The sequence below is a fragment of the Flavihumibacter profundi genome, from assembly GCF_020076305.1.
Taxonomy (GTDB): Bacteria; Bacteroidota; Bacteroidia; order Chitinophagales; family Chitinophagaceae; genus Flavihumibacter; species Flavihumibacter profundi.
The window spans coordinates 925,802-950,418 of the sequence record NZ_JAIQXE010000001.1 but is presented as its reverse complement, the minus strand read 5'-3'; the positions used below and the strand labels follow the sequence as shown (position 1 = coordinate 950,418).

Genomic DNA, 24,617 nt, shown 5'->3' with positions numbered 1-24,617 from the left:
TTATAGTTATGATTGATTTAATTTACGGTAGTTTGATTAGCTTACCATAAAACTATTCACCTGATGCCCAGAATAATTCAAATATTATTGGCAATAGTTCTTGCTGGAGTTATTCTTTATACCGGCCGGTCACTGTTTATACCCCTGAGTTTTGCCCTGCTGATTAGTTTTGTTTTATTCCCGGTATGCAAATGGATGGAGAAAAAAGGTATCCCCAAAAGCGTTGCAATACTGATAAACCTGGTGTTGGTTACAGTCATGCTCGGCGGCATTATTTTTTTGCTGATTAATCAACTAAATAATTTTGGTGCTGAATGGCCGCTTTTAAAAACCAAATTGGAAGAATCGTTTAAACAGCTTTCTGCTTACCTGAACACAGAGTGGAATATAAATGAAGCTCAACAGCAAAAATGGCTGCAACAATTTGGTGAAAATTCTACTGCAAATATTTTTAACCTGCTGCAACAGACCATAAGTTCATCAATTGTTTCCCTGGTGCTATTGCTGTTGATCCCTATCTATTGTTTCCTGATACTTTATTATCGTGAAAGGCTTTTTAAAGCGCTCGTTTTAATGCTTCCATCAGACTATCGACCTGGCATAACTGAAATTATCCATTTAGCCATTGATTCCTATTATAATTTTATCAAAGGCATGCTGGTTGTTTACCTGGTTGTTGGTATATTGAACAGCCTTGGTTTATTGTTACTTGGCGTACCCCATGCGATATTATTTGGATGTATTGCTGCCGTACTTACTTTTCTTCCTTATGTAGGGATTATGGTTGCTTCTTTGTTTCCAATTACCATTTCCTGGGTTACCTATAACTCTGTCTGGTATCCTATCGGCGTAATTGCCATTTTTGCTTTCGTACAATACCTTGAAGCAAATATTATATTCCCCTGGGCTGTTTCCCGGAAACTTAACCTGAATACATTAATGACAATTGTTGCAATTATTCTCGGGGGTATTTTATGGGGTGCCGCAGGCATGATACTCTTTGTGCCTTTTGCAGCAATCCTGAAACTTGTGGCTGAGCGGATAAAAGGTGGCGAAGCTCTTGCTGTGCTGTTAGGGGATGATAAATCCTGATACTATCAATAGTTAGGCAGCGAGTTCCTTTTAGTACATTTGTACCTACAAATTCATACAAAAGCTTATGAAAGAAGTCTATATTATTTCCGCTGTACGCACGCCTATTGGTAGTTTTGGCGGCAGCTTGAAAGATTTTTCGGCTACCCGCTTGGGTGCCATTGCCATTGAAGGAGCAATTCATAAAGCGGGCATTCAGCCTGGTATGGTGACAGACGTATTAATGGGTTCGGTGATCCAGGCAAACCTGGGACAAGCGCCGGCAAGACAGGCAGCAAAGTTTTCAGGTCTTCCAAATGAAGTGAATTGCACCACTATTAACAAGGTCTGCGCGAGCGGAATGAAAGCGATTAGTCTCGCCGCACAAAGCATTCTGTTGGGAGATGCCGAAATTGTTGTTGCCGGCGGGATGGAAAGCATGAGTAACGTTCCATTTTATATAGATGCCATGCGTTGGGGAAATAAATATGGGAATTCTGCATTGATCGATGGAATTGCTAAAGATGGGCTAACAGATGTATATGATGGAAAGGCCATGGGAAATGCGGCTGAATTGTGCGCGAAGGAATGCGGTATCAGCCGGGAAGAACAAGATCAGTATGCCATTGAGAGTTATCGCCGTAGCCAGGCTGCATGGGCTGCAGGTAAATTTGATAATGAAGTTATTCCGGTTCCGGTTCCCCAGAAAAAAGGCGATCCGGTTTTATTCAATCGCGATGAAGAAGCATGGAATGTGAAGTTTGATAAAATACCCGAACTAAAACCAGCGTTTATAAAAGACGGCACTGTAACCGCCGCAAATGCCTCAACAATGAATGACGGTGCTGCTGCTTTGTTACTGATGAGCAAAGAAAAAGCCGATGCACTCAAACTTAAACCCATTGCACGCATATTATCTTTTGCCGATGCTGAACAAGCCCCGGAGTGGTTTACAACAACACCCTCGCTCGCTGTCCCAAGGGCAGTTGAAAAAGCCGGATTATCAATGAAGGATATTAATTTTTGGGAGCTTAATGAGGCTTTTGCAGTGGTTGGTATAGAAAACAGCAAAAGGATGCGACTGGACCCTGCAACCGTAAATATTCATGGAGGGGCTGTTTCACTCGGGCATCCGCTAGGTTGCAGCGGAGCACGGATCATCGTAACCCTCATCAATGTATTGAAATCGCAGAATGCCCGATATGGCGCTGCAGGGATCTGCAATGGAGGAGGAGGCGCATCAGCCATGGTGATTGAAAATATCAATTAGGTTTATGGCAATTGTGAAACCTGCAGGATTTGAATCTGCTTTACAAATCGCAGGGCTAAGCCGGCAAACATTTTATGACACTTTTGCTGATTCCAATACAAAGGCAGATACGGATCTATTTATGGATACCCAGTTTTCCAGCGAAATACTGGAAGCGGAGTTCCGCCAGCCTGGCAATTTCTTCTTTATTGCATTGGATGATGGGGAACCAATTGGATACATGAAAATTAAGCAACATCCCGAAAGTCATCCAGACTGTATTAAAGTATTGCCTTCCATAGAATTATGTCGTTTATATGTTGTAAAAACAGTAATTGCTACTGGCATAGGAAAGCTGTTAATGGACTATGCTTTGAATTGGGCAAAGGAGGGTGGTTTAAAAAGCACCTGGCTCGGAGTATGGGAAAATAACGAAAGGGCCATTAAATTTTACCTGAAAAACGGATTTGAAAAAGTTGGCAGCCATGGATTTATGCTGGGAAACGACCTTCAAACAGATTGGCTGATGGTAAGGAATTTGTAGCAAATGGTTAAAGTTTTACCATTATCGGCTTTTTATACCTTTGCAGAATATCGCTAAATAAATCTAAATCTTAATTTCATATAAAATGATTCCCTTATGAAACGTGTAATGGTGCTTTCTCTGATAATTGGACTCGTCCTGGGCGCCTGTAAAAAGGAAAGTTCTACCACTTCAACTCCAACTCCAAGTCCGGGTGGTGATACAGTAAGTGCGGCCGATAAAGTAAAGGATACCTCTCTTCTGATTGCGAGGGATATTTATTTGTGGTACGATAAAATTCCCGCAACTTTTAACCCAAGGGCTTATGCAGACCCCGATAAAGTAATGCAGGCAATCAGGCCTTATAGTATTGAACCTGGTTTTACAGACCCGGTTGACCGGTGGAGTTTTGGCATTTTACAGAAAGATTGGAACAATACCAGCAGTGGTATTAGTGGGGATCTCGGCTTGGGTATATTTTTCCTGGCACAAAATGACCTGCGTGTTTCCTATGTAGAGAAAGAGTCGGTTGCCGGAACAGCAGGTGTGGAAAGGTCATGGCGGATTACAAAAATCAATGGAAGCACTGCTATAAATACTTCAGATGCAAGTATTAATTATATAGTTGATGCTATTTATGGTGGTAAAACTGCCAATATAAGTTTTCTAAAACCTGATGGCACAACAGTAGACCTGACTTTATCTCCTTCTACTTATAAAGAAGAACCACTGATTTTGGATACGATTTATACCAGTGGAAGTAAAAAAGTGGGGTATTTTATATTGAATTCCTTCCTGGGTGATACAGCACAAATTAAAAATGGCTTTAATAATATCTTTACCAAGTTCGCCGCAAATAATGTTACGGACATAGTGGTCGACCTTCGTTATAACGGCGGTGGTTATGTGTTTTTACAGGAAGAGTTGGCCAATTACCTCGCCCCCGCTTCTGAAGATGGAAAATTGATGTACAGCCAGTCATATAATGATAAATATTCGCAATACAACCGATCAAGTTATTTTTCTAAAAAGGGATCAGTGAACCCGTCAAAAATCGTTTTCATAGCCAGCCAGAATACAGCATCGGCAAGTGAAGCATTAATTAACATCATGAAACCGCATGTTGATGTGAAAATTGTTGGACCCAGCCATACTCATGGAAAGCCCGTCGGTTTCTTTAATATTCCTGTAGGTGATTGGTACGTTTTCCCGGTTTCCCTTCGCATTGTTAACAGCCTGAATGTGGGCAATTATTTCAATGGTTTTACCCCCGATAACACGGTAATGGATGGCCTTGACAAACCCTGGGGGGACCTTTCTGAAGATTGCCTGGCCAGTGCTTTCAAATATCTCACAACTGGCGGATTTAAAGCTGAGACCAAGGATAATATCCGGAGCGATGCTGAATTAATCCGGAGTTATAACCGGTTACCTTCCCATAAATACAAATTCATGGTGGAATCCAGAAAGGTAATACCTGGATTAAAGTAAGAATTGGAACATAATGATTTCGCAAAGCCCCGGTTTACGGGGCTTTTTGCTTCCCCCTATATCAATTTTTGCGCGTTTGCTGCTGAACCAATATTTTTGCCACTCCAAAAAGTTAAAGAATGGCAAGATCAATCGCATTTAGAGAAGCACTACGCGAGGCAATGAATGAAGAATTTCGTCGCGATGAGCGTGTTTTCCTGATGGGTGAAGAAGTAGCTGAATATAATGGTGCCTATAAGGTGAGCCAGGGTATGCTGGATGAGTTTGGTGAAAAGAGGGTAATTGATACCCCGATCTCAGAATTGGGATTTACAGCTATTGCCGTAGGTGCTGCTCAAAATGGGCTTCGCCCGATTGTGGAATTCATGACCTGGAACTTTGCTGTATTAGCACTTGACCAGATTCTGAATACCGCTTCTAAAATGCTTGCTATGAGTGGTGGGCAGTTATCTTGTCCGATTGTTTTCCGTGGACCAAATGGTTCAGCAGGTCAGCTTGGTGCGCAACACTCCACGGCATTTGAGAGCTATTATGCCAATATTCCAGGCATTAAAGTAATCTCCCCCAGTAATCCGTATGATGCAAAAGGTTTATTGAAACAAGCCATCAGGTATGAGGAAGATCCTGTGATTTTCATGGAAAGTGAAGTAATGTATGGCGAGAAAGGAGAAGTGCCGGAGGAAGAATATTATATCCCGATTGGCAAGGCCGATGTTAAGAAAGCCGGCCAGGATGTAACTATCGTATCATTTAATAAAATGATGAAAGTTGCCCTTGGTGCCGCAGCCGAACTGGAAAAAGAAGGGGTAAGTGCTGAAGTGATTGACCTGAGATCAATTCGCCCCCTCGATTGGATGACCATACTGGAGAGCGTTAAAAAAACCAACAGGCTCGTAATTGTTGAAGAACAATGGCCATTTGCTTCTATTTCATCTGAAATTTCCTATCGTATCCAAAAAGAAGGATTTGATTACCTGGACGCCCCGATTCGCAGAATAACAGCAGCAGATGCTCCCCTGCACTATGCACCAAACCTGGTTGCTGCAGCACTTCCTGATGTTTCCCGTACGGTAAAACTTGTAAAAGAAGTGATGTACCTCAAAAAATAGCAAAACCAAAAGGCCACTGAGATCAGCGGCCTTTTTTAATATTTATAGTGTTATAATTAACTGTGTGCAAGTTTTAAAACGCTTCCGATAGTAAGGAGTAAGCAATAGCTATAGGCCATTAAAACGCCGGCTAATACTACAAGTTTAGCAGTCAACTGCCATACACTAACCTCTTGCGTAGATTTTATGGGATGTTCTAAAGTGCTCATAGGTGGATATTTTTTGATGATTCAATAGGATAACTCAAAAATACAATCCCCATCAGGCCTTGTCAAGGAGAAATCTACCCATTTTATATAGTAATTATACTAATATATCCATCTTTAAAATGGCATAGACAATAATTGTTACATTTGAACAGAACCCAACAGGGCAAAGAGAATTCCAGAAAAAACCAATGTCATGTCAAATATCCTTATCATCGACGACGAAAGAGCTATCAGAAAAACACTGGGTGAAATTTTATCCTATGAAGGGTATAAAATTGAGGAGGCTTCAGATGGAGAAGAAGGACTGAAAAAATTCAGGGAAAAAGTGTTTGATGTAGTGCTTTGCGATATTAAAATGCCAAAGCTTGATGGAATAGAATTCCTTGATAAAGCAAGGGAAGCAAATCCGGATGTGCCAATTATTATGATCTCCGGGCATGGGACCATTGAAACTGCTGTTGAAGCTGTAAAGAAAGGGGCCTTTGACTATATATCAAAACCACCCGACCTCAACAGGTTGTTGATTACCCTCAGGAATGCGATGGATAAAACCTCTTTGGTTACTGAGACCAAAGTTCTGAAACGGAAAGTTAGCAAAGTACAGGAAATGATAGGGGATTCACCTGCCATCCAGCGGATTAAAGACACGATTGAAAAAGTTGCGCCAACCGAAGCAAGGGTATTGATTACCGGTGAAAATGGGGTGGGTAAGGAATTGGTTGCCAGGTGGCTGCATGAAAAAAGCAACCGTGCCAATGGTCCATTAATTGAAGTTAATTGCGCTGCTATTCCCACTGAATTAATTGAAAGCGAATTATTTGGCCATGAAAAGGGTTCATTTACCTCAGCCATAAAACAACGTATCGGAAAGTTTGAACAAGCCAATGGAGGAACCTTGTTCCTGGATGAAATTGGGGATATGAGTCTAAGCGCCCAGGCGAAAGTTTTAAGGGCCCTGCAGGAAGGCAAGATTACCAGGGTTGGCGGGGATAAAGAAATTTCAGTTGATGTAAGGGTTATTGCAGCTACCAATAAAGACCTCCTGAAGGAGGTGGAAGAAAAAAATTTCCGCCTAGATTTATACCATCGCCTGAGTGTAATCCTTATACATGTTCCTTCTTTGAATGATCGAAGGGAGGATATTCCGGCTTTGGTTGATAAATTCCTGGAAAATATCTGTTCAGAATACGGAATTGCCAAAAAGGAAATTGATAAAAGCGGAATGGATGCATTGAAAGAATATAACTGGACAGGTAATATCCGGGAACTGCGCAACGTAGTTGAACGTTTGGTTATTTTATCCGGTAAAACAATACTTCGTGAAGATGTGATAAACAATGTGATCCCCAGATGATTTCCACTTCCGGCAAGCGGTAGAACCAGGCACCTTAACAAATTCTTTTGAGTGTCACTGTCATATTTTCGATAATTCCACGTCAAATGATCTGAATAAACACCATTTTTGAGGCAGAATGGTATTTTTGCCCGAATTCTAAAAATCGCTGAATGACAACGAATCAAATCCTGATCGTAGCCCTTATTTCTTTATTATTATTTATTCTGCCTGCTTTTGGATTATCTAAACTCTTCAAAAAAGCAGGGGTGCCCGGGTGGAAAGCTTTTGTCCCCTTATATAATTCCTGGGAAATGATCATAATTGCGGAACGTCCGAAACATTGGTTTTTTTGGCAATTAATTCCCGTAGCGGGTTGGTTTGTAACGATGGGCATTTTCATTGAATTCATTAAATGTTTCGGCAAATTTGCTTTTTGGGAACATGCTTTAACCTGCCTTGTCCCTTTTTTATATTTCCCGATGGTTGCTCTTGATGAAAAAACGCGGTTCATCGGTGCAAAAGGAGTAAAACATTACCAGAAATCAACTGCACGGGAATGGATAGACGCCGGTGTTTTTGCTATTGTTGCAGCTACACTTATCCGGACTTTCCTATTTGAAGCATATACGATACCGACTGGTTCAATGGAAAAAACTTTGCTCATCAATGACTTTTTGTTTGTCAGTAAACTGAGCTACGGTCCCAGGATTCCCAATACTCCGCTTGCTGTACCTTTTGTCCATCATACCTTACCCGGAACCTCTGCGAGGTCATATTCTGAATTAATCAAACTTCCTTATAGCCGTTGGTTTGCGAGCCCGATTAAGCGAAATGATGTTGTTGTTTTTAATTTTCCCAATGGTGATACAGTAATTAATAAGCCGGAATTTCAATCTGCAGATCCTTACTACGATGTTGCCCGGCGAATCGGAAACGGAAATTTGAACACAGGCCGGCAAATGATCCTGAATGATCCGGAAACTTATCCGTTAGTAGTCCGCCCGGTGGATAAGCGGGAGAATTATATTAAACGTTGTGTTGCTATTGCCGGGGATACTTTGGAAGTGAGGGATGGCAGGGTTTATATCAATAGCCAGCCTGGGTTTATTCCGCCGCACTCCCAAATCTTTTATGAAGTGGAAACCAGTGGCCAGCCCCTGGATGCTGACCTCATGAAGGAGCAATATAATATTGACATAGAAAACCCGGAAGAAATTCCTTCCCAGACCGGCAACAAATATATTATGTTGCTAACGGCCGAAGCAGTGGATAAAATGAAGGCATCCGGGTTAGCAAAATCTATAACACCACAATTAATAAGGCCCGACCAGGTTGATGCCAGGTTATGGGGCCAGGTTAATTATCCATATGATACCATACACAAATGGACTATCGATTATTATGGTCCAATCTGGATTCCCGCAAAAGGCGCCACATTAACCCTGACTCCTGAAAATTACTCGATTTATGAACGGGCTATAAGGGTATATGAAGGCAATACGCTGGAACAAAAAGAAGGTAAGTTTTTCATTAATGGTGCTGCCACTAACCAGTATACTTTCAAAATGAATTATTACTGGATGATGGGAGATAACAGGCATGGATCGCAGGATAGCCGTTTTTGGGGATTTGTTCCTGAAGACCATATCGTAGGAGAAGCATGGATTATTTGGATGAGTTTGAATAAAGGTATCCGATGGAATAGATTATTCAGAAGCATTAAGTAAACAACTATCCTGAATTTCCAACTGAGCATTTTATGACCCGTAATTCCTATTATTTCGATTATGAAGTTTATACTGAAATTGGTGAACTTACGGAGGCGGATGCATGGTTACTTACAAAGGCAAGGGATGTTACCAAAAATGCTTACGCCCCTTATTCTAATTTTCATGTTGGGGCTGCAGCCAGATTGTTTACTGGTGATATCTTAACCGGGACTAACCAGGAAAATGCATCTTATCCGGTTGGACTTTGCGCAGAACGCGTATTGCTCGCTTCAATTTCATCTTTGTATCCAAATGCCCGGGTAGATACAATAGCACTGAGTTATAACAGCAAACTTGTTGAGAGCGATCATCCGATTACTCCTTGTGGGATTTGCAGGCAATCACTGCAGGAATATGAAGACAGGGTAAAGCAACCTATAAGGCTCATTTTGGGTGGCATGGAAGGGAAAATTATCATAATACCGAAATCGGCCATGTTGCTTCCTTTATCTTTTTCCAGCGGGGATATGTCCAGACCTTAAAAGAGTGTTTGAACGCCATTAGCTATTTTCTGTTCATGCTGTAATAACCATTTTTTTCTCCAGATACCACCCGCATATCCGACCATTTCACGGTTGCTGCCAATAACCCGGTGGCAGGGTACTACAATGGCAATTTTGTTTCTGCCATTGGTAGCTGCAGCTGCCCTGATAACTTTCGGATCTCCAAGTTTACGGGCGAGGTTCATATAAGAAATGGTTTTGCCGAAAGGAATTCCGGTAAGTTCTCCCCATACTGATTGCTGGAATGGAGTTCCAGACTGGTGTACAGGAAATTCAAATATCCTCCTGGCTCCCTGGAAATATTCAATTAATTGTTCGGTGCATTGCTGCAGCAAAGGGTGGAATCCGGTGGTAACCATTGAATCCTTCAATTCATCATCTGTGCAAAAATGGATTTCAGTTACATAACTTTCTTTAACCATTATGCGTAAAACTCCCAGTGGGGAATTATAAAATGAAATGAACATAGGCATCACCCGATTTTATGGCCATTTGCCACAAGCCGGTCAGGCTTTAATAAAACTACATGATTGTTTTCATTATAGACGCCAAGTACAAGGACATCACTAACAAAGCCTGCGATTTTTTTTGACGGGAAATTTACTACTGCAATTACCTGCTTACCCAGCAGGTCATGGGGTGTATACAATTTCGTTAACTGGGCTGAAGATTTTTTTACTCCCAGTGGCCCAAAGTCTATCTCTAACCTGAATGCAGGCTTAATTGCATTCTCCAGGGGATGTACACTCAGTATAGTCCCAACCCTCATATCAACTTTTTCAAAATCATTCCAGCTGATCATATTTTTTTTTCAATATACGCCGCTTTGTGTAAATTCATTTTCCTTAAATATTTAAATCTGCTTGTTATTATGGCCCGACATTCATCCTCAAGAAGAAAGTTTATTCAAAACTCCTCGCTGGCCGCAGCAGGATTTTATATTGTACCAAGACATGTGCTTGGTAAAGGTTATATCGCTCCCAGTGATACCTTAAATGTTGCAGGTATCGGGGCTGGTGGAAAGGGCCAGGGTGACCTGGCGGAATTCTTCAAAACAAAAAAAGTGAATATTGTTGCTTTGTGTGATGTGGATGACCGTGCTGCTGCAACATCCCGCAATTCTTTTCCCAAAGCAGGTTACTATAAGGATTTCAGGGAAATGCTGGAAAAAGAGAAGAAGAATATCGATGCAGTTTCTATTTCCACACCGGACAATACCCACGCCAATGCCACTCTTGCAGCCATGCAGCTGGGTAAGCATGTTTACACACAGAAGCCACTTACACATGATATTTATGAAGCCCGGTTACTAACGGATGCAGCTAAACGATATAAAGTAGTTACCCAAATGGGCAACCAGGGCGGAAGCGGGGATGGCGTGAGGAGAACAAAGGAATTTATCGATGCCGGATTAATTGGTGATGTGCATACTGTTCATGCCTGGACTAATCGTCCGGTTTGGCCCCAGGGTATTGCAACACCTACCGGGAAATTTGATATCCCGAAAGAGTTAAACTGGGATTTATGGCTTGGGCCTGCAAAATATATTGATTATAACCCTGCTTACCTGCCTTTTAACTGGCGAGGATGGTGGGCCTTTGGTACCGGTGCCCTTGGCGATATGGCCTGTCACATTATGGACCCTATTTACAGGATATTGCCAATACTATATCCAAGTTCGGTTGAATGTAGTGTAGCCAATACATGGAAAGATATGTGGGTTGAAGGCAGCTTTACTGACAGTTGTCCGCCTTCTTCTATCATTCACCTCAGCTATCCTCGAACAGATGACAAAGGAACCATAAAAGTTTCCTGGCATGATGGCGGCCTGTTGCCGGAAAGGCCCGATGAGTTATTGCCGGAAGAGGCTTTTGGGAACTGGGATGGTGGCGTTTTATTTATTGGTACAAAAGGGAAGTTACTGGCAGATTGCTATGGTGATAATCCACGGCTGCTGCCAACAGTAAAAATGAAAGAAACCTTACCACCAATTACCCTGCCCAGGGTGCCTGAAGGGCACTATGCCCAGTGGGTAAATGCCTGCATTGCCGGCCATGGCAAAGGAGTTACCAGCTCTCCATTTGAATATGCCGGACCATTTACGGAATCTATCTTAATTGGGAACCTTGCCATCAGGAGCTGGATGTATAAAAATCCAAATCTTAAAGGCTGGAATGACAAATACCTCGGCAGAAAAACCTTACTGTGGGATGCCAAAAATATGCGCATAACTAATTTCGAGGAAGCAAACCAGTATGTGAAGAGGGAAAGAAGGCAAGGCTGGGAACTTTCTTTATAATCTATTCACCAAGAATGCCTGCAAGCTGAAGGAGTTCATCCCGCTTGTAGGCATTTTTTTCATCATCAAAACATTTAGCCAATTCTTCTACAAGCATCTGGATTATCCTGATGTTACTCATTGGTTTAAAAAAAGACGCAGTAGTCGGTACAGAAATCCGGCGAAAATATGTTTCTATATCCTTCTGCGAAAAAACCTGGCCGCTCATGGGATCAATATAAAATTGGATCAGTTGCATTGGGTTGTTACCCGATAGTTGCATCCATTGTTCTGGTTCTATATCAAAATAAGCCAGTATAAATTGCCTCGGAATCGGCACAGCCCGGATCGGAATATCCAGCAGATCGCACAAAACAAGGTAAAGAATACCATTACTGAGTGCATTGCCTTTTTTTGTTTCAATGACTTTATTGAGCAGAAAATCATTGGGGTCAGTATAACTGATCTCAGTGCCTTTCAAATGGTAATAATTATAAAGAATAGTGGTCAGGACATTGGTTTGTTCAAGCGGTGTGAGGTAACTGTTTAATTCAAGCCAGATATTCCGGCGCATTTTTTCAATGTCCTGTAAAATAGTACTGACATCCAGTTCAGGGAATTGGAATTTAGCCACCAAAAGTGCCCCTGCCAATAAATCCGGCTCTGGCAATTTTTTCCAGCGTTCGAAATCCTGAACAAGGTCACAGTAATGAAGGCGGTGAATAAGTAACTCAATCCTTTCCTGTACAGATTCATCAGGGGTTGTTTCCCAAAGGTGTTCCAGATTTGGGATAATGCTGGTTCCCATCGAAATAATACGTTCACTTACGGTGGAGAATACCTCTACATCGGGGTCATCAATAAGATGAAAAAGGGCTGATATTTCACGGGTTTCTTCCATTCACGCAAAGGGTTATTTGGATCAGCATTATAATAATGACGCTTAATGGCAGCCATTTATTGTTATGGATCTGCAAATAAATTTCGGTTGCCCTGCTAAGATTAATGCTTGTTAATTATCCACAGACGTGAATAAGGCGGTAATCCCTATTTTTTTTTGGCTGCCGGTTTTTTTGTTGCTGCTTTTTTAACAGGCGATTTCTTTACTGCGGAAGTTTTTTTAGTAGTCCCCGCTTTACCTTTTTTATCAAAAGCGCCTGGTATTTCAGTAAGGATCATTTTTTTTACTTCATCTAATGAAATATCTGCCAGGTCAGCTTCTGCGTATTTTCCTCCATCAGGCTTCCGGCCTAGTTTAAGCATTTTCTTCCCAAAACGGATAAATGGCCCCCATCTTCCATTTTCCAGGGCAATCTTTTCTTCCGGCCATTGGCGGATAAAGCGATTGGCTTCCTTTTCCAGCTTTTTAGCAATCAACTCATCACAATCCTTCTGGGTAAGGTGATCAAAATTATAGGCTTTAGGAATGTTTATGAACAAATCGTTCCATTTGATGAAGGGTCCAAACCTGCCTTTGCCCTTCGTTACAGGCCCGCCCTGATAGGTAGCGATAGGCGCATCTGCCTGTTTTTTCGAATTGATGATGGCAATTGCACGATCCATGTCTACTGTCATAGGATCTTCACCTTTCGGAATGGATATAAATTCTTCCCCCCATTTTACATATGGACCAAAACGGCCCACATTTATAACAACCTCAAGACCTTCATATTCACCAATAGTTAATGGCAGCTTAAACAATTCCATCGCCTCATCATACGATATGGTTTCGATACTCTGGCCGGATTTTAATTTGGCAAAACGTGGTTTTTCCTCATCATTTACATCGCCGATCTGTACCATTGGTCCGTAGCGTCCCATACGGGCAACTACCTTTTTCCCGGTTATAGCGTCGATACCCAATTCCCTTTCACCTCTTATCCGTTCAGCCGTTTCAATGGTTTTATCGACATCTTTTTTAAATGGATTGTAAAAAGCATCAATCATTTTATGCCACTGCATTTTACCAGTGGCAACATCATCAAATTCACCTTCAATTTTTGCGGTAAAACCATAGTCCATTACATCATTAAAGTACTGATTCAGGAAATCGGTAACCACCAGCCCGAGATCAGTCGGGAACAATTTTGATTTTTCAGTGCCGGTTGTTTCCTGGTCTGTAAGTTTTGTAACAGTATTCCCCACAAGTTTGAGTATGCGGAATTGCCGGATCACACCATCTTTATCACGCTTTTCAACATACCCACGTTTAAGGATCGTAGTAATGGTAGGGGCATACGTAGAAGGCCTGCCGATACCAAGTTCCTCCAGTTTTTTCACCAATGATGCCTCCGTATAACGGGGAGCCGGACGGTTAAACCGCTCAGTAGCTTTTAATTCCTTAAGGGGTAATTCCTGTTTAACCTTAAGGGGAGGAAGCATACTTTCTGTACCATCTTCTTCAGAAATATCTTCTTCGTCACGGTCTTCCATGTATACTTTAAGAAATCCGTCGAATTTCAGTACTTCACCGCTGGCAGACAGTTCTTCCTGGTTTGTGGATATTTTTATTTTAGCAATGGTTTTTTCTAATTCAGCATCGGCCATTTGGGAAGCCATGGTACGCTTCCATATTAGTTCATACAACCTTCGTGTATCGGGATCTTCTACAAAAAGCGTATCCATATAAGTGGGCCGGATTGCTTCGTGGGCTTCCTGGGCAGACTCATTCTTGTTTTTATACTTCCTGGCCTGGAAATACCTGTTCCCGAATTGGGTGCTAACCTGTGCCTTAATAGCATCTATTGCAGTCTCACTCAGGCTAACACTGTCGGTTCGCATGTAAGTGATCTTTCCGCTTTCATAAAGCTTTTGTGCAAGTAGCATGGTTTTGCTAACCGAATAGCCAAGTTTCCTGCTGGCTTCCTGCTGTAGGGTGGAAGTGGTAAAAGGAGCAGCCGGTGATTTCTTTCCGGGTTTAACCTGGATATCTGCCACACTGTAACCTGCGCCAATGCAGGAACTCAGGAATTTCTCAGCACCTTCCTGGTCATTGTACCGCTGTCCTTCTGCCTTGAAAGTAACCTGTTTGTCATTATTATCTTTTGCGGAGAACAAGGCTTCCACTTTGAAGTGACTAACCTGTTTGTGCGCATTAATTTCCCTTTCCCTTTCCGCAATCAGCCGAACAGCTACGCTTTGAACCCTGCCTGCACTAAGGGAACTTCCCATACTCATTTTACGCCAGAGTACCGGGCTCAGTTCAAAACCGACAATGCGATCAAGTACCCGGCGGGCCTGTTGCGCATTAACGAGGTTCATATTAACAGTCCGGGGATGTTGAACGGCTTTCTGTATGGCAGGCTTTGTAATTTCATGGAATACAATCCTTTTAGTCGTTGCAGGATCTAATCCGAGTACTTCGCAAAGATGCCAGCTGATGGCTTCCCCTTCACGGTCCTCATCCGTTGCCAGCCAAACTTCTTCACTTTTATGGGCTAATTGCTTCAATTCACGAACCACCTTTTCCTTGTCGTCGGGTACTATATACCTTGGCTTGTACTGGTTCTTAATATCAATACCCATTTCGTCTTTTTCAAGGTCACGGATATGTCCATAGCAACTCCTCACTTCAAAATCCTTTCCCAGGATCTTTTCAATGGTTTTTGCCTTTGCCGGGGACTCCACGATCAATAAATTCTTAGCCATGTGATTCTAAATCAATTAAAAAAATGCTTCTGCTCCGTGCAAGTTTAGTGTATAAGGATGAAAATACCAATTAAGCCCTTGGAACAGCATTACCAATCCTTTAAGAAATATTACCGGCAAATCTCCGTTCTTTGCATTGTTCCCACTTCTACCAACTCAACATCATCTACTTATTAATTGATTTGTATGCCTAATTCAAACCAGGGCCAGGGCAATTCTATTGCCGGCTATGATGCATTTACAGGGAATGGGAACAAAACCGGGTCTTTTTTATGGTGGTGCGCCGCTGCACATGCGCCAACACTTGAAGAGTTCCCCACCGAACACCCAAAATATAATACGTTGGGGGGAGTTTTGCTGGCCACTTTTGCACTTGCAGCACTTTCTTCGGGCTACGCTTTCTATACTATATTTGGTACTGTAGGTTGGGCTATGGGATTTGCCCTGTTGTGGGGATTGATCATTTTCAATTTTGACCGGTTTATGGTAGCCACAATCAGAAAATATGGCATTTCATCCAGCCACCAGTGGCGGGTTGCCATTCCCAGGATTCTATTAGCCATAATGATCGGGATTACCATTGCACGGCCGCTTGAACTGAAATTATTTGAAAAAGAAATCAACCTGAAAGTAACGGCAAACATTTCCAACAAGATTAAAAACTATAATCTTCAACAGGATGCTATTCAACAGGCAATTACTGGTCCAGTCCTTGCTGAACGGGACCAGTTGCTGTCCCGGCGAAAAGCAATGGAAGATACTTTGTTAAAACTTCAAATGTCTTATGTGCAGGAAGCGGATGGAACCGGGGGGTCTGGCAAAAGGGGAGTTGAATCTATCACTATCCTTAAACAGGGGGCCTACCAGCAAACTGCTGGTCATTTTGCCCAGGAATTCAGGCAAATTGATTCAGGATTACTGGTAAAGAATAAATTTCTTACAGAAGCCCTGGTGAACCTGCAAAAGGAGAAGGCGGTATTTGCCGCTGCAGCAATTAATAATATCGGTTTCCTTGAACGGAACAAGGCCCTCCATGATTTATCCGGGGAGGAGGAAAGTGTATATACCGCCAATCTGCTGATCAGCCTGCTGATCATTTTGCTTGAAATTGCACCAGTACTGGCTAAACTCTTATTACCCGTAGGCCCCTACGATATTGCCCTGGCAAAGCAGGAGCTTGTACCCATGACTGCCATTGAAAGGGCCCTGGTAAGTGAACAGGAATCCGCAAGAACAGGGAATTTATCTGCTGTATAGGAGTTGTGGTATTGCTGTTGGTAATATATTTGACTTTTATACCAGGTAAAAAATCAGCAATGCGATTATTATTTATGTTTCTTTTGACCAGCGTTACATTATCAGCCAAATCCCAACCTGCGGAAGAAAAAGCAATTAGAACGACAATTGACCGGTTTTTTACGGGTATGCGTAGTGGTGATACCATTATGGTCGCAGGGACCTTCTCTCCAACTGCGGTTTTACAAACAATCGTGCAGAAAAAAGATGGTTCAGTTGAGGTTAGAACGGAACAGGTGGATGAATTTATTAGTTCAATAGGAAAGCCGCATAAAGAAATTTATGATGAACAGATTCAATACGGCAACATTTTAATCGAGGCCAACCTGGCTTCAGTATGGACCCCCTACAAATTTTACCTGGGCAAAACATTTAGCCACTGCGGCGTTAATTCTTTCCAGCTGGTGAAAATCAATAATGAATGGAAACTTCAATACATTATCGATACCCGCAGAAAAGAACCTTGCGAAATGAAGTGATTAGTGTTTAGAGAGTTTGTATTTCTTGTTTACTTTAGGATTGTTGAAATACTCATCCAGTTGCTCTTTTGTCATTTCTCCGGTATCGACCATCGGAATATCCAATAGCTGCACCTGGATTTGTTTCAGCTCATTACGGAGCTTTGTTATTTTGGTCAGGATATCGGGATCACGTTCACCACTTAAAGCATTATCCGAAAGGGTATAATCCAGCCGTTTAATACTGGTACGTACCAGGGATGCAGAATTCTGTTCATAGGTCTTAACCGGGGACACTGCTTCCTTAACCGGAACTAATGCTACACCAACACTGGGCATAACTTTACCAAGATTTTTTGCACTTTCAGAAGTGCTGGTAGCCATTACTGCACCGCTCATAGCAGTTGTTCCGGATGCCAGGTCAAATGTGGATCGCGTGGTTTTAGTGCTTTTGACCTTTTTATCCAGTTCCTTAAAGGTAAACTTGAGCTGTGTGGTATACAATTCTATATCCTTAACCACTTTATTATATTCCTGCAGGCGGAAGGGAAAATTCAAGGCATCACGAACGATAACTTTTACCAGGGCCGTATCGCGGTTAAAAAATTTATCTGTACTGATTAAGCTAATTGTAAATATCTTGACTTTACCGGAATCCGTTTCCTTTACAAAATCAAATGGTATGACCCAACTGAATTCATCATTGCATTTATTTATGGCAACATAGTTTTTGAGGGGAACATTTACCAGGGTGGAAATATTTTCTATCGGAAAACTCCCGTTTTCACATTGTACTTTAAAAGAAAGGGTATCGCCTTCATCAATATAAATTAAGCTGCTAACGGAAGGCTTTAGCTTTGATAGCACAATCTCAGTATTATAAAATACTACGGTAAAAAATGTATCTACTTTCTCCCTTGGATCGCTCAGGTTTTGAACCCCCAGCTGAACCTTGTATTCCTGGTCGTATTTTAACCGGCCCGATAAAAAATAGGATTTCTCTGCCTTAAAAGAAATTACACCATTGTCTTTATTAATGCGTAAGCCAACCGGGGCATTCCTTAAAAACCAATAGTACCTGGAAGAATCTTTATTAATATCAAGGTCATAGTTGATTGATGAATCAACGTGTAATGTTATATAAGGATTGAGGTTAATTATCCTTAGCGCTGTGTCTGCTTTAACAGGAAGTGTATCTGTAGCATGTAAAATTTTAGAAGTATCAACCTGCGCATACAAGGAGCCGGTAAAAATTACCAGTAAAAACCCTAACCAATACATTCGAAACCGAAATACGGCCATTTTTCATTGATATTTTCGTTATTAAAAGTGGGGCAATATTAGCATTTTTTTTACAGATGATTGTTTAACAATTTGTTAGAATAGATGAATGGACAAGCCACCCAGAAAATGCCCCATTGTAAAAACAACAGGGCATAACCAAAACCAACTGCTTATGAGAAACATTTATTGAATCGCAATAGCCTGGGGCTGAACTTTAACGGCCTCTTTTTTCGGGAGGTATAGTTTCAGCAGGCCATTTTCATATTTTGCCTGGATGTTATTTGTTTCAATTTTTTCATCCACGGTAAAAGTCCGTTTAAAAGACGGAAGGCTGAATTCCTTTCTTACAGATTTAATCTCTGATACTTTTTCTTCCTCCTTCTGTTCGTAGGAAATAGTTAACAAACCATTTTCCACTGTAACCTTAAAGTCTTCCTTATTACGGCCGGGCGCATTTAATTCAAGATGGTAGGCTTCCGCTGTTTCTGCTATATTTACCGGGGCAGGCTGAATAGCCTGTGAAACTTCACGCCCAATAAAGGATGGAATGTCCTGGAACAGGTTATCTAGCATAGTTCCAAACTGACGGGCCGGCTGGTTTACTTTTACGAATGTCATAATTATTAAGTTTTAATGTTTGTTGTTTGTTTTTATTTGTCAAACCCCGGACCAACCCATTTTTTTCTGTCATTTTAACTCATAGAGGACCTGGCAACATTAATATTATTGCCAATATGGCACCCATGTCTGCAAAGGCGCGCCATAATGACACTTTGAACTAATTATTTCTCTACTTCCTTTTCTGTAACTTTGCATGGAAAAATAAATACACTATGTATCCAGCAGAAATAGTTATTCCGATGAAGGAAGAGTTAACCGAAGAAGGGTTTGTAGAACTCCTGTCATCTGATGCAGTAGAAAATCAGTTAAGCCAGCAGGGTACGACCCTGGTGGTGATCAATTCAGTATGCGGATGTTCGGCAGGAACTGCACGCCCTGGCGTATTGATGGCTGTAAATAATACTGAGAAAAAGCCAGATACCCTAGCCACAAGTTTTGCGGGTTTCGATTTGGATGCTGTAAAAAAGCTGAGGGAACACCTTTTGCCTTATCCACCTTCATCTCCATCAATTGCGTTATTCAAAGATGGCCAACTGGTTCATTTCATTGAAAGGCACCAGATTGAAGGCCGTTCAGCACAGATGATTGCACACAACCTGATTGCCGCTTTCGAGCAATATTGTTAGAATTGTCCGATCTTTGTGGTCCGTTAATTTCTTTGGTAACCCCTTCAAATTTGAAGGGGTTATCTTTTTTGCACGATAGATATCTGGCCGATTTCTTATCATTGCCCTTTAATAATACCGCCTAATAATAATATATATACATGTACCCCAATCTGTATTATGCCTTCAAGGACCTGTTTGGACTGAATTTGCCTGGATTAAGATTCATTAATTCTTTTGGCTTTTTTGTTGCCATAGCTTTTTTGGTGGCAGCCTGGATTCTTAGCAATGAATTGAGGCGGAAAAGTAAAGAGGGGCTTTTACAATATGAAGAAACTACTATTACAATTGGTAAACCCGCAAGTTTCCTTGATTTACTGACCAATTTTATTTTAGGCTTTTTACTGGGATATAAAATAATTGGCGCTTTTGTAATTGGTCCGGATGACCCCCAAAGTTTTATTTTTTCCAGCCAGGGTAGCTGGGCTGCAGGCATACTTACCGGATTGTTTTTTGCTGCATTAAAATGGTGGGAAAAAAACAAGGAAAAATTACCGAAACCTGAAGACCGGAAAATCAGGATATGGCCGCAGGACAGGGTGGGGGATATTGTCGTTTTCGCAGCTTTATTTGGCTTTGGAGGTGCAAAAATATTTCACAACCTGGAAAACTGGACAGAATTCATTGCTGACCCAATAGGGGCTTTGTTATCATTTAGCGGACTTACATTTTATGGTGGTTTAATTTGTGCAGCTATTGCGATTCTCTGGTACGGCAAACGGCACGGAATTTCTATGCGGCATTTGTGTGATGCTGCAGCCCCGGCACTGATGATTTCCTATGCCATCGGAAGGATTGGTTGCCAGGTGTCAGGTGACGGAGATTGGGGCATAGCGAATAATAGTGTAAAACCTTTTTCCTGGATACCAAACTGGGCCTGGGCATATACATATCCACATAATGTTATTAATGCCGGCATTCCGATTCCGGGATGTAGCGGAAACTATTGCAGTGAACTCCCTTTTGCGGTTTATCCTACAGCATTTTATGAAACACTGATGTGCCTTGTTCTTTTTGGCGTAATCTGGTATTTCAGGAAAAAAATTGTAATACCCGGACGGATTTTTGCATTTTACCTGGTATTAAATGGCATGGAACGTTTCCTGATTGAAAAAATCAGGGTTAATACCAAATACAGTATTTTCGGATTTCATCCCACACAGGCAGAATTGATTTCCAGCGCGCTTATCATTTTAGGACTGGTTCTGTGGTTTTTGGTGGGTAAACTTCCCGTTAAAGAAGCTTCCAAAGTCGGATAGGCTAAATTTAAATATTTAGAAGAGCGGCCAAAAGTCATTTGGCCGCTCTTCCGTTTTTACAACCATCCATCAGAAAGCATCTCTTTTCTGTAACCTGCGGCTTGCTTCACCGTCACATAGCTACCACGAATTTTACCGAAAATCAGATTTTAAAGCCATTCGACACAAAGCCATGTACATTGCATTGCATAGTACTTAATTTTGATTTGTAATTGTTTTTGAATGGTACCAACAGATTAAAATAACCTAAAATGAAAAAAACCTTAACTATACTATCACTTGTTTTAACCCAGTTTTGCCTGGTCGGCCATGCTCAAACCCAATCAGGTATAATTCAGGGCAGAGTTACCGATGCCAGTAAAAAACCAGCAGAAGCCATCACTATCAGCCTCCTTCACGCTAAAGACTCTTCCGTTGCAAAAATTTTGGCAACAGATAAATCCGGGGCTTACCGTTTCAATGAAATTTCAAATGGACAGTACCTGGTTATGGCATCGGCTGTTGGCTTTCAAAAGGAATATTCAGCCCCTGTTTCCCTTGATGGAGAGAAAACCGAAGTGGAGATACCCGAAATACAAATGAGTACCAGTTCAAAGGAAATGGGTGCTGTAACGGTTACAGCCCGCCGTCCCTTAATTGAACAAAAAATGGATAAAATGATCGTAAATGTTGATGCCGCTGTAACTAATGTTGGGGCAACAGTTCTTGAAGTTCTGGAGAAATCTCCTGGTGTAACAGTTGACAAGGATGGTAATATTAGCCTGAAGGGTAAACAGGGTGTTACAGTGATGATGGATGGCAGGCCTACATACCTTACCCCCGACCAACTGGCTAACCTGCTTAAATCAATGCCGGCCAGCTCAGTTGACCAGATTGAAATTATTACTAACCCTTCCGCTAAATATGATGCAGCCGGCAACTCCGGGATTATTAATATTAAATCCAAAAAGAACAAACAAAAGGGTTTTAATGGCAGCGCTACGGCAAACTACGGACAAGGGTCTTACTGGAGAACCAATAATAGCCTGAACCTGAATTACAGGAATGGAAAATTTAACGTATTCGCCAATGGAGGCTTTAGTGTCTGGAACGGTTTCCAGGAATTGGACATCAAAAGGCAATATACTGACGCCGGTTCAAAGGAACTTACGGCAATATTTGAGCAGAATTCCTTCATGAAACATGAGAATAAAAATTATACGCTGAAGGTTGGTGCAGATTATTACTTAAACAAAAAAACCACCCTCGGATTTGTATTGAATGGCAATTTATCGCCTGAACAACAGTCCGGCCAAAACACAAGTTACCTAAAAGACAACCAGGCCAATATTGATTCTATTATTTATTCAACCAGCTATAACAAAGATCAATGGAAGAATAATAGTGTAAACCTTAATTTACGTCACCAGTATGATTCAACTGGCAGGGAATTGACGGCAGATATTGATTATGTTACCTATGGTTCAAATAGCAAGCAAAATTTTGTGAACACAATTTATACGCCGGATTGGGTAGAAAAAGGCCAGGAGCAATTGAAAGGTGTTTTACCGGTAAACATTGATATTTATTCTGCAAAGGCTGATTATATACAACCCTTAAAGAAAAATGCGAAATTGGAAACAGGTATAAAAGCCAGTTATGTAAATACTGAGAATGTTGCGAATTACTATAATGTTGTTAACGGGTCAGAGCAGATTGATTATAGCAAAACCAACCAGTTCAACTACAAGGAAAATATTGTTGCCGGCTACCTGAACTATAGTCGAAAGATAAAGAAATTCAATGTGCAGGCAGGTTTGCGTTATGAACATACGATCATGGAAGGAATCCAGTTTGGTAACCCAACACAACCAGACTCATCTTTTAATAGAAGTTATGGTAACCTGTTTCCAACATTTTTCCTTGGATATTCAGCCGATAAAAACAATGAATTTGGATTGTCCTATGGAAAAAGAATTGACCGCCCTGCCTACCAGGACCTGAACCCATTCCTTTTTTACCTGGATAAATACACATACGGCCGGGGAAACCCATACCTGCGCCCACAGTATACCAATAATATTGAATTAAGCCACACTTTTAAAGGAATTCTGACCACTACCCTGAACTATAGTTATACAAAAGACTATATAAGTGAAACATTTTCACAGGGTAAAAAAGAAAATGGCGAAGAAGAGTATGCTATAATTGTTCGCCAGGGTAATATTGGTGTCCGCCAGAATGGAGGAATTGCAGTAAGCGCACAAGTGCCGGTTGTAAAAGGCTGGATGGCCACCTTATATGCTAACTATAGTTACAGTGCATTCAGCGGAGATCTTAACGGCGAAAAAATAGATGTGGCAGGCGGGAACCTTACCATGAATGTAAATAACCAATTCAATTTCGGTAAAGGGTGGAGTGCAGAATTGAGCGGCTGGTACCGGACAAAAGGAGTTGAAGGACAAATTGTGATCAATCCAATGGGCTCAGCCTCTGCAGGTGTTTCTAAGCAGGTACTGAAAGGAAAAGGAACTATTAAAATGAATATGCGCGATTTATTCTATACCGAAAAAGTCAAAGGCAATATTAACTTCCAGACAACTGAAGCCTGGTTCCATAATAGTCGTGATTCAAGAGTGGTTAATATTTCTTTCGTGTACCGTTTTGGTAATCCTATAAAAGGCGTGCAACCCAGGAAAAGCACCGGTGGGGCAAATGAAGAAGAAAACAGGGTTAAAAAAGGGGGCAATAATTAAGTACATCCATTAACCGGTTACCTTATCCGGAACGGCCTGTTCTATTGAACAGGCCGTTCTTATTTCCGGAATTCCGGAAAATTTATCCCGGATTTGTTAGTTTAGTTTTATAGCGTCCTGTTTCTACAACACGATCCTTATTTTTGTACAGTAAATTAATTATATGCCATCATTTGACCTGGTTAGTAAAGTTGACCTGCAAACCTTAGACAATGCCATCAATACAGTAAAAAAGGAAATCACCAACCGATTTGACTTTAAAGATTCCCATGTTCAGATTGAATTGAACAAGAAAGACCTGGTGGTAAATGTCGAAGTGGAGAGTGATATGAAACTGCAACAGGTTATTGATGTCCTGATTAGCAGAACTATAAAACAAGGCCTGGAAGCGCAGATTTATGATTTTGAATCCAAAGCCGGTTACCAGAGTGGTAAAGTATGGAAAAAGGATATTCCCGTCAGGAATGGCCTTAAACAGGAAGATGCCAAGAAAATAGTAAAGCTGATTAAGGATGCGGGTTTGAAAGTACAGGTTGCTATAATGGATGATATCATTAGGGTTACAGGTAAGAAAATAGATGACCTGCAGACCGTTATCCAGGCCAGTAAAACCTGGGGATTAGGCATCCCTTTACAATATATCAATATGAAGAGCTGATAATCAATAGGTTGGGAGGCCTATTTTTTTCTGGCAAGTCTTTGGGGGAACCGTTGGAAAGCCCTAATTTTGCATTTCTTAATAATTTAAAACAGTACGGCAAAATCCGTACGACCTTAAAATAGCAGTTATGAAACAAGGTATCCATCCAGCGAATTATCGCTTTGTAGTTTTTAAAGACATGAGTAATGGATTTGCTTTCCTAAGCAAATCAACCGCCAATACCAAAGAAACCATTCAATGGGAAGATGGTAAAGAATATCCTTTAGTTAAATTGGAGATTTCCAATACTTCACATCCGTTCTTCACTGGTAAGAATGTATTGATGGATACCGCAGGACGTATCGACAAATTCAAAAAGAAATACGCGAAGAAATAGTGAAAAACCGGCTCAGGCCGGTTTTTTTGTGTTTAGTATATTATAAATCCTAACTCTCGGTTAACAATTCACGATA

The 24,617-nt window shown here is 41.3% G+C and carries 23 protein-coding genes; 16 read left to right on the top strand and 7 right to left on the bottom strand.

The features are described 5' to 3' along the window. Positions 1-63: 63 nt before the first annotated feature. The 5 genes from LAQ65_RS04015 (at position 64) to LAQ65_RS03995 (ending at position 5,443) form a co-directional block, all read left to right on the top strand. Positions 64-1,092, top strand: coding sequence for an AI-2E family transporter (locus LAQ65_RS04015; protein ID WP_224115650.1), 1,029 nt, complete (start codon positions 64-66; stop codon positions 1,090-1,092). Between the two features lie 67 nt (positions 1,093-1,159). Then, positions 1,160-2,341 carry an acetyl-CoA C-acyltransferase gene (locus LAQ65_RS04010; protein ID WP_224115649.1) on the top strand — a complete coding sequence of 394 codons (1,182 nt, stop codon included), beginning with the start codon at positions 1,160-1,162 and terminating at the stop codon, positions 2,339-2,341. Between the two features lie 4 nt (positions 2,342-2,345). Further along, entirely contained in the window at positions 2,346-2,864 is a 519-nt protein-coding gene (locus LAQ65_RS04005; protein WP_224115648.1) for a GNAT family N-acetyltransferase, read from the top strand. Positions 2,865-2,960: 96 nt separating this feature from the next. Beyond that, the gene (locus LAQ65_RS04000; RefSeq protein WP_224115647.1) at positions 2,961-4,334 is read left to right on the top strand and encodes a S41 family peptidase; all 1,374 of its coding nucleotides are present in this window, start codon (positions 2,961-2,963) and stop codon (positions 4,332-4,334) included. A gap of 119 nt (positions 4,335-4,453) precedes the next feature. After that, positions 4,454-5,443, top strand: coding sequence for a pyruvate dehydrogenase complex E1 component subunit beta (locus LAQ65_RS03995; RefSeq protein ID WP_224115646.1), 990 nt, complete (start codon positions 4,454-4,456; stop codon positions 5,441-5,443). Between the two features lie 56 nt (positions 5,444-5,499). Here LAQ65_RS03995 and LAQ65_RS03990 read toward each other — a convergent pair whose 3' ends face one another. Beyond that, positions 5,500-5,652, bottom strand: a complete 153-nt coding sequence (locus LAQ65_RS03990; protein ID WP_224115645.1) for a hypothetical protein — start codon at positions 5,650-5,652, stop codon at positions 5,500-5,502. A 193-nt stretch (positions 5,653-5,845) separates the two neighbouring features. On the opposite strand from LAQ65_RS03990, the gene LAQ65_RS03985 reads away from it, so the two are divergent. The 3 genes from LAQ65_RS03985 to LAQ65_RS03975 all read left to right on the top strand — a co-directional run bounded on the left by LAQ65_RS03985 (position 5,846) and on the right by LAQ65_RS03975 (position 9,239). After that, on the top strand, positions 5,846-7,006 hold the full coding sequence (locus LAQ65_RS03985; RefSeq protein ID WP_224115644.1) for a sigma-54-dependent transcriptional regulator: 1,161 nt from the start codon (positions 5,846-5,848) through the stop codon (positions 7,004-7,006). Between the two features lie 152 nt (positions 7,007-7,158). Beyond that, positions 7,159-8,715 (top strand): signal peptidase I, encoded by a 1,557-nt coding sequence (gene lepB / locus LAQ65_RS03980; RefSeq protein ID WP_224115643.1) that lies wholly within the window; start codon positions 7,159-7,161, stop codon positions 8,713-8,715. Positions 8,716-8,747: 32 nt separating this feature from the next. Further along, positions 8,748-9,239, top strand: a complete 492-nt coding sequence (locus tag LAQ65_RS03975) for a cytidine deaminase (RefSeq protein WP_224115642.1) — start codon at positions 8,748-8,750, stop codon at positions 9,237-9,239. On the opposite strand, the gene LAQ65_RS03970 is transcribed toward LAQ65_RS03975, so the two are convergent. Together LAQ65_RS03970 and LAQ65_RS03965 are read right to left on the bottom strand one after the other, a co-directional pair. Continuing rightward, entirely contained in the window at positions 9,236-9,727 is a 492-nt protein-coding gene (locus tag LAQ65_RS03970; RefSeq protein ID WP_224115641.1) for a methylated-DNA--[protein]-cysteine S-methyltransferase, read from the bottom strand. The genes LAQ65_RS03975 and LAQ65_RS03970 overlap by 4 nt on opposite strands. 5 nt (positions 9,728-9,732) lie before the next feature. Continuing rightward, positions 9,733-10,062: a tRNA-binding protein gene (locus LAQ65_RS03965; protein ID WP_224115640.1), complete on the bottom strand. Its 330-nt coding sequence runs from the start codon at positions 10,060-10,062 to the stop codon at positions 9,733-9,735. Positions 10,063-10,131: 69 nt separating this feature from the next. Between LAQ65_RS03965 and LAQ65_RS03960 the strand changes: the two genes are divergently transcribed. Then, positions 10,132-11,559, top strand: coding sequence for a Gfo/Idh/MocA family protein (locus LAQ65_RS03960; protein WP_224115639.1), 1,428 nt, complete (start codon positions 10,132-10,134; stop codon positions 11,557-11,559). A gap of 1 nt (position 11,560) precedes the next feature. Here LAQ65_RS03960 and LAQ65_RS03955 read toward each other — a convergent pair whose 3' ends face one another. Then, positions 11,561-12,439 carry a transglutaminase-like domain-containing protein gene (locus LAQ65_RS03955; protein WP_224115638.1) on the bottom strand — a complete coding sequence of 293 codons (879 nt, stop codon included), beginning with the start codon at positions 12,437-12,439 and terminating at the stop codon, positions 11,561-11,563. 146 nt (positions 12,440-12,585) lie between these two features. Then, a complete protein-coding gene (gene topA / locus LAQ65_RS03950; protein ID WP_224115637.1) occupies positions 12,586-15,186 on the bottom strand; it encodes a type I DNA topoisomerase in 2,601 nt (866 codons plus the stop codon). 186 nt (positions 15,187-15,372) lie between these two features. On the opposite strand from topA, the gene LAQ65_RS03945 reads away from it, so the two are divergent. Both LAQ65_RS03945 and LAQ65_RS03940 read left to right on the top strand, forming a co-directional pair. Beyond that, positions 15,373-16,443 (top strand): DUF4407 domain-containing protein, encoded by a 1,071-nt coding sequence (locus LAQ65_RS03945; protein ID WP_224115636.1) that lies wholly within the window; start codon positions 15,373-15,375, stop codon positions 16,441-16,443. Between the two features lie 59 nt (positions 16,444-16,502). After that, positions 16,503-16,961, top strand: a complete 459-nt coding sequence (locus LAQ65_RS03940; RefSeq protein ID WP_224115635.1) for a nuclear transport factor 2 family protein — start codon at positions 16,503-16,505, stop codon at positions 16,959-16,961. On the opposite strand, the gene LAQ65_RS03935 is transcribed toward LAQ65_RS03940, so the two are convergent. Together LAQ65_RS03935 and LAQ65_RS03930 are read right to left on the bottom strand one after the other, a co-directional pair. Next, positions 16,962-18,242, bottom strand: coding sequence for a hypothetical protein (locus LAQ65_RS03935; RefSeq protein ID WP_224115634.1), 1,281 nt, complete (start codon positions 18,240-18,242; stop codon positions 16,962-16,964). Between the two features lie 165 nt (positions 18,243-18,407). Then, positions 18,408-18,842: an Hsp20/alpha crystallin family protein gene (locus tag LAQ65_RS03930; protein WP_224115633.1), complete on the bottom strand. Its 435-nt coding sequence runs from the start codon at positions 18,840-18,842 to the stop codon at positions 18,408-18,410. 215 nt (positions 18,843-19,057) lie between these two features. Here LAQ65_RS03930 and LAQ65_RS03925 point away from each other — a divergent pair, with 215 nt between their 5' ends. The 5 genes from LAQ65_RS03925 (at position 19,058) to LAQ65_RS03905 (ending at position 24,541) form a co-directional block, all read left to right on the top strand. Beyond that, a complete protein-coding gene (locus LAQ65_RS03925) occupies positions 19,058-19,471 on the top strand; it encodes a BrxA/BrxB family bacilliredoxin (RefSeq protein ID WP_224115632.1) in 414 nt (137 codons plus the stop codon). Between the two features lie 140 nt (positions 19,472-19,611). Next, on the top strand, positions 19,612-20,769 hold the full coding sequence (locus LAQ65_RS03920) for a prolipoprotein diacylglyceryl transferase (RefSeq protein ID WP_224115631.1): 1,158 nt from the start codon (positions 19,612-19,614) through the stop codon (positions 20,767-20,769). A gap of 251 nt (positions 20,770-21,020) precedes the next feature. Further along, positions 21,021-23,504, top strand: a complete 2,484-nt coding sequence (locus LAQ65_RS03915; protein WP_224115630.1) for an outer membrane beta-barrel protein — start codon at positions 21,021-21,023, stop codon at positions 23,502-23,504. Positions 23,505-23,667: 163 nt separating this feature from the next. Next, the gene (locus LAQ65_RS03910) at positions 23,668-24,162 is read left to right on the top strand and encodes a YajQ family cyclic di-GMP-binding protein (RefSeq protein WP_224115629.1); all 495 of its coding nucleotides are present in this window, start codon (positions 23,668-23,670) and stop codon (positions 24,160-24,162) included. Between the two features lie 130 nt (positions 24,163-24,292). Further along, positions 24,293-24,541 carry a type B 50S ribosomal protein L31 gene (locus LAQ65_RS03905; RefSeq protein ID WP_224115628.1) on the top strand — a complete coding sequence of 83 codons (249 nt, stop codon included), beginning with the start codon at positions 24,293-24,295 and terminating at the stop codon, positions 24,539-24,541. The last annotated feature ends 76 nt before the right edge of the window (positions 24,542-24,617 follow it).

Bases quoted from the DNA above. Each gene is read 5' to 3' on its own strand.
- LAQ65_RS03995 (WP_224115646.1), top strand. From the start codon at position 4,454: ATGGCAAGATCAATCGCATTTAGAGAAGCACTACGCGAGGCAATGAAT.
- LAQ65_RS03940 (WP_224115635.1), top strand. From the start codon at position 16,503: ATGCGATTATTATTTATGTTTCTTTTGACCAGCGTTACATTATCAGCC.
- LAQ65_RS03905 (WP_224115628.1), top strand. From the start codon at position 24,293: ATGAAACAAGGTATCCATCCAGCGAATTATCGCTTTGTAGTTTTTAAA.
- LAQ65_RS04005 (WP_224115648.1), top strand. From the start codon at position 2,346: ATGGCAATTGTGAAACCTGCAGGATTTGAATCTGCTTTACAAATCGCA.
- LAQ65_RS03935 (WP_224115634.1), bottom strand. From the start codon at position 18,242: ATGGCCGTATTTCGGTTTCGAATGTATTGGTTAGGGTTTTTACTGGTA.
- LAQ65_RS03970 (WP_224115641.1), bottom strand. From the start codon at position 9,727: ATGTTCATTTCATTTTATAATTCCCCACTGGGAGTTTTACGCATAATG.
- topA (WP_224115637.1), bottom strand. From the start codon at position 15,186: ATGGCTAAGAATTTATTGATCGTGGAGTCCCCGGCAAAGGCAAAAACC.
- LAQ65_RS03925 (WP_224115632.1), top strand. From the start codon at position 19,058: ATGTATCCAGCAGAAATAGTTATTCCGATGAAGGAAGAGTTAACCGAA.
- LAQ65_RS03910 (WP_224115629.1), top strand. From the start codon at position 23,668: ATGCCATCATTTGACCTGGTTAGTAAAGTTGACCTGCAAACCTTAGAC.
- LAQ65_RS04010 (WP_224115649.1), top strand. From the start codon at position 1,160: ATGAAAGAAGTCTATATTATTTCCGCTGTACGCACGCCTATTGGTAGT.
- LAQ65_RS03960 (WP_224115639.1), top strand. From the start codon at position 10,132: ATGGCCCGACATTCATCCTCAAGAAGAAAGTTTATTCAAAACTCCTCG.
- lepB (WP_224115643.1), top strand. From the start codon at position 7,159: ATGACAACGAATCAAATCCTGATCGTAGCCCTTATTTCTTTATTATTA.
- LAQ65_RS03965 (WP_224115640.1), bottom strand. From the start codon at position 10,062: ATGATCAGCTGGAATGATTTTGAAAAAGTTGATATGAGGGTTGGGACT.
- LAQ65_RS03955 (WP_224115638.1), bottom strand. From the start codon at position 12,439: ATGGAAGAAACCCGTGAAATATCAGCCCTTTTTCATCTTATTGATGAC.
- LAQ65_RS03915 (WP_224115630.1), top strand. From the start codon at position 21,021: ATGAAAAAAACCTTAACTATACTATCACTTGTTTTAACCCAGTTTTGC.
- LAQ65_RS03920 (WP_224115631.1), top strand. From the start codon at position 19,612: ATGTACCCCAATCTGTATTATGCCTTCAAGGACCTGTTTGGACTGAAT.
- LAQ65_RS03945 (WP_224115636.1), top strand. From the start codon at position 15,373: ATGCCTAATTCAAACCAGGGCCAGGGCAATTCTATTGCCGGCTATGAT.
- LAQ65_RS04000 (WP_224115647.1), top strand. From the start codon at position 2,961: ATGAAACGTGTAATGGTGCTTTCTCTGATAATTGGACTCGTCCTGGGC.
- LAQ65_RS03930 (WP_224115633.1), bottom strand. From the start codon at position 18,842: ATGACATTCGTAAAAGTAAACCAGCCGGCCCGTCAGTTTGGAACTATG.
- LAQ65_RS03990 (WP_224115645.1), bottom strand. From the start codon at position 5,652: ATGAGCACTTTAGAACATCCCATAAAATCTACGCAAGAGGTTAGTGTA.
- LAQ65_RS03985 (WP_224115644.1), top strand. From the start codon at position 5,846: ATGTCAAATATCCTTATCATCGACGACGAAAGAGCTATCAGAAAAACA.
- LAQ65_RS04015 (WP_224115650.1), top strand. From the start codon at position 64: ATGCCCAGAATAATTCAAATATTATTGGCAATAGTTCTTGCTGGAGTT.
- LAQ65_RS03975 (WP_224115642.1), top strand. From the start codon at position 8,748: ATGACCCGTAATTCCTATTATTTCGATTATGAAGTTTATACTGAAATT.